A 6,199-nucleotide genomic window follows, 5' to 3' on the forward strand; every position below is an offset into this window, starting at 1 on the left:
TTACGCCGGCTTGATCTCCACAAGCTTCAGCACACGGCCTTTATCGCAGATATCCGGAGCATTGCCCAGGACATCCACCACAATGTATTTTTCCCCCTCGACAACACCTTCGGGGCGGCAGAGGTCAAAACTCCGGCAGTCATGCCGGTTGCAGGAAAATTCCGGTTTGATCTTGGAGTTGATGATCGCCATCTCAGGGCTGATCATGAGGGTGATGGGGGCTTCCATCACCTCAACCGCCGTTGCACCATTGAGGTGCACTGTGCAGTCGTGGTGGGTTGTCCTGACCGTGACAACACGGTATTTCCTTCCTTTCTGCAGGTTATTGCAGGCCTTCTTCACCTTGCACGTCCCGCATTCGGCAACCTCACCTTCGTAGATGAACTCTGTCCCCGGCTTTGCAAGCACCGTTCCGACCAGGGTCACTTTTGTCTTTGCGTCCGTCATGCCAGCCACCTCATTCCATATACAGCATCTGCACCAGGTTCTCTGCCGATTCGCGGGTCAGCCCCATATCGAATATGGTAAAGCGCTCGGGACGGATATCCTTTGCCATCAGGAGCGCCTCCACCGCCGTTGCATCGTCAATGCCCACATCTTTTGGAGTAACCGGCGCCCCGATACTCTTGAGCGATGCACGGATTCCCTTCCAGTCACCGCCATGGAGGTACATCGAGATGATTGTGCCAATCCCGCAGCTTTCGCCATGGAGTGCCTTTCCCGGGGCGAGGCGTTCAAGGGCATGGGAGAACTTGTGCTCCCCGCCGCTTGCCGGGCGCGATGACCCGGCAATACTCATGGCAACCCCGCTGGACACGAGCGCTTTCGTTACGATCCATGCTGACTCCTCGCTGGACGGTTTAATGAGAGGGGCATTCTTCACGAGAATCTCCGCGGTCATCTTCGAGAGGGCGGCTGCATACTCGCTCACCTGCTCGCCTTTCACCCGGTGGGCGAGTTCCCAGTCGAGGATGGCCGTGTAATTGGAGATGACATCCGCACACCCGGCTGCAAGCAGGCGATGGGGGGCACGTGCGATGATCGCGGTGTCTGCCACGATGGCGAGGGGAGGATGGGCCTGGAGCGAGGAATGCCCCCCTTCAACGGCTACCGATGCCCGGGCCGAGGCGATCCCGTCATGCGATGCCGCTGTAGGGACGGATATGAACGGGCGGTCAAGGTTGTATGAGACGATCTTTGCGGTATCGATGACCCTTCCGCCGCCGACACCGATAAGGAAATCCGCATCTGCAGCTGCCATCTCGGCTTTCTTGATGAGGGGAAGACTGATCTCTTCGGCAAAGAACGGGACAATGGACCGGTTGCTTAATAGAACCTCCCGGACACGGTTCCCGGCAAGTTCCATGGTACTCTTTCCCGAGATCAGGAGCGCTTTCTTCCCCAGTTTCAGGTCATCGCAGACCGAGGGCAGTTGCTGGAAGACGTCATGGCCGATCACAACGTCGCGGGGCAGCTGCATCCACCGGGACTTGTCAAAGACCTTCTCTTTGAGTAATTTTATTGCATCTGCGCTCATTGTAATCATGGATGATTAGTGATTTCATCTACAAATACTACATCGATCCCATCAGGCTTGGCCAACCCTATAATGTTGTCGACACGCTGACCTACGCCCTTATCCTTGTCGTTGGTGTCTACCTGCTGTACCGCTGGTTATCCACGTCCACGTGGCTCTCGGATATCGGGTTTACCATCGACGCCACCTTCATCCTTTCGACCATCCCCTATGTGATTCTCGGGGGTGTCATGCGGGTCATCGAAGATACCGGCATGATCACCGGCGATTTCAAGTATCTCCTGATAACCCCGCTCATCTATTTCGTCCTCTTCTTCTTTACCATCGGCATGCTCTTCCTCTCGCGGTACCTCACGCTCCAGGGACTCACGAAGCACTACCTTACATTCTATTTCTGGGCAGGTACCTTCGCTGTCGTTGTTGCCTCGCTCATCCTTATTGCCTGGAGCACGACTCACCATGGTATCGATTTTTACGTGCTCGGAATAATCCCGCTCATGACTGTTGTGGCAACGGCCCTTGTCTGGGCGTTCATGCGCTATGTCTGCCGGTGGGAGTATGTCAATGACCCGCTGTACATCACCCTCCTCTTCGGGCAGCTCCTCGATGCCAGCGCCACGAGCTTCGGGATCGACCTCCACCCGACTCTCCAGTACGTTGAGCAGCATGTTGTCGGCTTTCACCTCATCGAACTGACCGGCACAGCGTTCATCATGTACCCCCTGAAACTCATCGTCCTCTTCCCGGCAATCTACATCATGCAGCTCTACCGAAAGGAGGCAAACACGGCATTCTGGCACCTCGTGCTGCTGGCGATGATTGTTGTCGGATTTGCACCCGGTGTCCGCGACATGGTCCGGATGGTCCTCTATGTCTAACTCCCCGATGACCAACGCCCTGATAATCACGCTCCTCCTCTTTTTTTCCACCATGTGTGTCGGGTGGATCGGATCTGCCCAGAATCCTGCCATAGGCGAGCAGCTCATGGACCTTTTTGCCAAGGAAGTTGCCGGAGAGATCACCAAGGACAACCCGGTGGACATGTGCGCCAAGCTGTTCGGGAACAACCTCGGGGCCTGCATCCTCCTCTTCCTTGGCGGGGCGTCCTTTGGGATCCTGACCATCTTTATCATGAGCTTAAATGGCATCGTCATCGGGGCGATCATGGAGATTGTCCACGAAACCCACTCGCCGCTGTTTGTCGCTGCCGCCCTCATCCCGCACGGGATCTTCGAGATCCCGGCGTTCATCATCGCGGGGGCACTCGGGATACTCCTTGCGCAGGGTCTTATTGCAGAATGGTACGGTGAGGGAGATACCGGGAAAGAGGCTGCCAGGTACGGAAGGCTCTTTGTGCTCTCCGTCCTCCCGCTTATTGCCATCGCCGCATGTGTCGAGGCTTTTATTACGCCGGTTATCATACAATTAGTAGCTTAAGAGGACACGAGATGGACGACGATACAGGCACCCTGCCGACAAAGCAGGACTTTTCCGGATGGTTCAATGATATTCTCTGGCGGGCCGAGATCATGGATGTCCGCTACCCGGTTAAGGGGCTGTACGTCTGGTACCCGTACGGGTTTGCAATCCGCAAGTTTGTCTATAACCGGCTCCGGGAACTCCTTGACCGCGACCATGAGGAGACGCTCTTCCCGCTGCTCATTCCCGAGCAGGAGTTCATGAAGGAGGCCGAGCACATCAAGGGCTTCGAGAATGAGGTCTACTGGGTTACGCACGGGGGAACAACCCCGCTCGACGTCAAACTTGCCCTCCGGCCCACGAGCGAGACTGCGATCTACCCGATGTACGCCCTCTGGCTCCGTTCACACGCTGACCTGCCGATGAAGTACTACCAGATCGTCAACACGTTCCGGTACGAGACCAAGCAGACCCGGCCCCTCATCCGCCTCCGCGAGATTACTTCGTTCATGGAGTCCCACACGGTCCACGCCACGTGGGATGAGGCAGAAGCCCAATGCGAGTACGAGCTGGGGCTCACCAAAGAGTTTTACGACGGCCTTTGTATCCCCATCACCATCTCGAAACGGCCGGACTGGGATAAGTTCCCGGGTGCCGATTACACGATCGCGGTTGACGCCATCATGCCCAACGGTCGTACCCTCCAGATCGGGACTGTCCACCATCTCGGGACGCACTTCTCGAAGACCTTCTCCATCAACTTCGAGGACAAGAACGGGGAGCAGCAGCTCGCCAACCAGACCTGTTACGGGATATCAGAGCGGTCGATCGCCGCCCTCCTCTCCCTGCATGGTGACGACAAGGGGCTCGTCCTTCCCCCCGCTGTTGCTCCCGTCCAGGCAGTCATTGTCCCGATCACCATTGGAAAGCGCCACGAGGATGTTCTCGCTGCAGCAAAGAAACTGGAATCCGACCTGAAGGCTGCCGGGTTCCGGGTGAAGATGGACACCCGGGACATGCGTCCCGGTGCCAAGTACTACTGGTGGGAACTCCGGGGGGTGCCCCTCCGGCTCGAACTCGGGCCAAGGGATATTGACAACGGAAAAGTGATGGCCGTGAAGCGGACGGGGGAGAAGACATCCCTCGAGCTTGCTACAGTCTGCGACGGGGTGACGCGGGTGCTTGCGGAGATTACCGACGGGATTCGCGCCAAGGCCGAGGAGCATACGAAGTCCCACCTCTGCTCCGTTGACTCAATGGATGCCCTCAATACTGCCTTAAATGACGGGAAGGTTGCTGTCGTCCACTGGTGCCGCGAGCGCGAATGCGGTGATGCCATCGAGGAGAAAGCAAACTCTTCCATCCTCGGGACAGAAGTAAGGTCGCCCTATGTTGCGGCAACCGATGGGAAGTGTATTGTGTGCGGTAAGCCGGGCAAAGCCACTCTCGTAGGAAGAACCTACTGATTATTTATCCCTTTTTTTTGGCAAGTGTGTGACAGGAGTCCTAAAACTCAGCTCCCTTTTGGCGGCTGTTCATCGAGTCGCTTCTCGATCCGATCCAGGCGGGCAGCCAGATCTGCATGCTGCCGGTTCTGTTCCTGGATCGCATCACGGATCTCTGCAAGTGCAGGATCGCTCCCCCCGTTCTGATCCTTCTCTTCTGAAATCTCGTCAGGATCCGGTGTCAGGAGCTTGTTGGCGATATAACCAGCGAGAGTCCCAAAGAGCCCGACTCCCATGGTCATCACCATGATGCCCACCATCCGCCCGGCATTCGTTACCGGGTAGTGGTCCCCGTATCCTACCGTCGTGATGGTCACGTACACCCACCACATTGCCTCGGATGCCGAGTGGATATTGGCATCCGGCGAGGCACGCTCGGCCGTGAGGACGAGGAACGCACCGCTCTCGATAACGAGCATGACACAGAAAACAACGATAAACAGGACGCTTTCAGCCCGGTGCTTTTTCAGTTGCCTGAGGATGTTTCTTGCCCCGTACTTATGCAGGAGCCGGTATGCCTTGAAGATCCGGAAGAGACGGAGGATTCGCAGCGCCGGAATGCTTGCGAGCAGGTCTGCCCATCCCCAGTTCCGGAAAAAGTAATGGGCTTTTGACTCCGCGGTCACGAGACGGAAGATGAAGTCAGAAAGGAAGATAATCGTTAAGAAGAAGTTAATGACCTCCAGGACCCGGACTGCATCCGGGTCCAGGCCCGGGAACCATGAGACAACGAGGTTGACAACAGAGAGGATGGAGACAAGGATGATGAAGATCTCGTAGCCGGGATCTTTCATCTCCTGCATATCGAGGGTTGCACTCTTTCCGGGGTCCATGGATGAAGCCACCAGTACAGGTAACGGTAATCCGGCATCAAACCATAAAAGAGAATGGGTTTTGGTTCCCCAACCATCACGGGGGAGTGAGGATATTGCCCTGCGCTACAATCTCGGCCGGGGCAAACCGCCGTATAGTCAGGGGTGTTGCGACTGCCGGAGCACGGACCACGATGACAGCCATCCGTTTTGCGGGAAGGTATGCCCGCGGGTTGAGCCGGATCACGAACTGCTCCCGGTCCTCAATCCTGCTGTTCTGGTCGCCGACCTGGCCCACCACGTTCAGGATCCCCCAGCAGCCCTGGGGGGGGTTACCCCAGTAACCTTCCACCGGAATAAGGGTCTCCGTCTTGATGGTATCGGCATAGACTATTGAAATCTTCTCCATGTCTATAGGTCGTGCGCCCGGGACAAGGGCAACCGTGATATCAATAGTATCGATGGTGCCCCCTGCCAGACCGTCCCCGGTCACATCGCCGACGAGGACCAGGGCCTGGCCCGGAAGGGCAGGCTCCGCTGAGAGCGTTTCTGCGATCGGCGAATGTTCCTCATCGGTGCAACCTGCAAGGAAAACGGCTGCAACAAGGAGCGTCACAATGATAAAAAACCGGTATCTCAAGGCCGGGTACCTCTGCCTGTATGCTGCGATAAAGTGGGGACTGTATCCTATAAAAACATGTTACTCTGTACAAAAATCCAACGGAGACGTGAAGAGAAAGCCGGTGAGCCAAAGGAAGGACGACTGGGATTAATTGCCGTTGTTTTCCGCCGGTCAATGTGTTCATCAACGAGTGTAAATGCCAACATTTATGACTGCAGATCGTCAGAAAAGATGGGTATGGAGCGGATAACCGCTATTGCCAAAGGCCGGGTGCAGGGCGTGGGATACCGGCATTTCGTGGAGA

7 protein-coding genes are annotated in these 6,199 nt (G+C 56.4%); 3 read left to right on the forward strand and 4 right to left on the reverse strand.

What is annotated here, in order from left to right; all coding sequences use genetic code 11:
• Both CW742_RS05395 and CW742_RS05400 read right to left on the reverse strand, forming a co-directional pair.
• Positions 1-447, reverse strand: coding sequence for a UPF0179 family protein (locus CW742_RS05395; RefSeq protein ID WP_292417536.1), 447 nt, complete (start codon positions 445-447; stop codon positions 1-3).
• A gap of 10 nt (positions 448-457) precedes the next feature.
• Positions 458-1,537 (reverse strand): NAD(P)-dependent glycerol-1-phosphate dehydrogenase, encoded by a 1,080-nt coding sequence (locus tag CW742_RS05400; protein WP_292417540.1) that lies wholly within the window; start codon positions 1,535-1,537, stop codon positions 458-460.
• Positions 1,538-1,548: 11 nt separating this feature from the next.
• Between CW742_RS05400 and CW742_RS05405 the strand changes: the two genes are divergently transcribed.
• The 3 genes from CW742_RS05405 to proS are packed head-to-tail and all read left to right on the forward strand — an operon-like array spanning position 1,549 to position 4,422.
• Positions 1,549-2,415 (forward strand): DUF63 family protein, encoded by an 867-nt coding sequence (locus CW742_RS05405; RefSeq protein ID WP_292417543.1) that lies wholly within the window; start codon positions 1,549-1,551, stop codon positions 2,413-2,415.
• Complete coding sequence (locus tag CW742_RS05410) at positions 2,408-2,974, forward strand: stage II sporulation protein M (RefSeq protein ID WP_292417546.1); 567 nt, start codon at positions 2,408-2,410, stop codon at positions 2,972-2,974. The genes CW742_RS05405 and CW742_RS05410 overlap by 8 nt, the downstream gene beginning before the upstream one ends.
• A gap of 11 nt (positions 2,975-2,985) precedes the next feature.
• Complete coding sequence (gene proS / locus CW742_RS05415; protein ID WP_292417549.1) at positions 2,986-4,422, forward strand: proline--tRNA ligase; 1,437 nt, start codon at positions 2,986-2,988, stop codon at positions 4,420-4,422.
• A gap of 47 nt (positions 4,423-4,469) precedes the next feature.
• On the opposite strand, the gene CW742_RS05420 is transcribed toward proS, so the two are convergent.
• A complete protein-coding gene (locus CW742_RS05420; RefSeq protein ID WP_292417552.1) occupies positions 4,470-5,294 on the reverse strand; it encodes an ion transporter in 825 nt (274 codons plus the stop codon).
• Positions 5,295-5,370: 76 nt separating this feature from the next.
• Positions 5,371-5,913 carry a hypothetical protein gene (locus CW742_RS05425; protein ID WP_292417554.1) on the reverse strand — a complete coding sequence of 181 codons (543 nt, stop codon included), beginning with the start codon at positions 5,911-5,913 and terminating at the stop codon, positions 5,371-5,373.
• Positions 5,914-6,199: the final 286 nt, after the last annotated feature.

This window comes from Methanoregula sp., assembly GCF_002835825.1.
Lineage (GTDB): Archaea > Halobacteriota > Methanomicrobia > Methanomicrobiales > Methanospirillaceae > Methanoregula.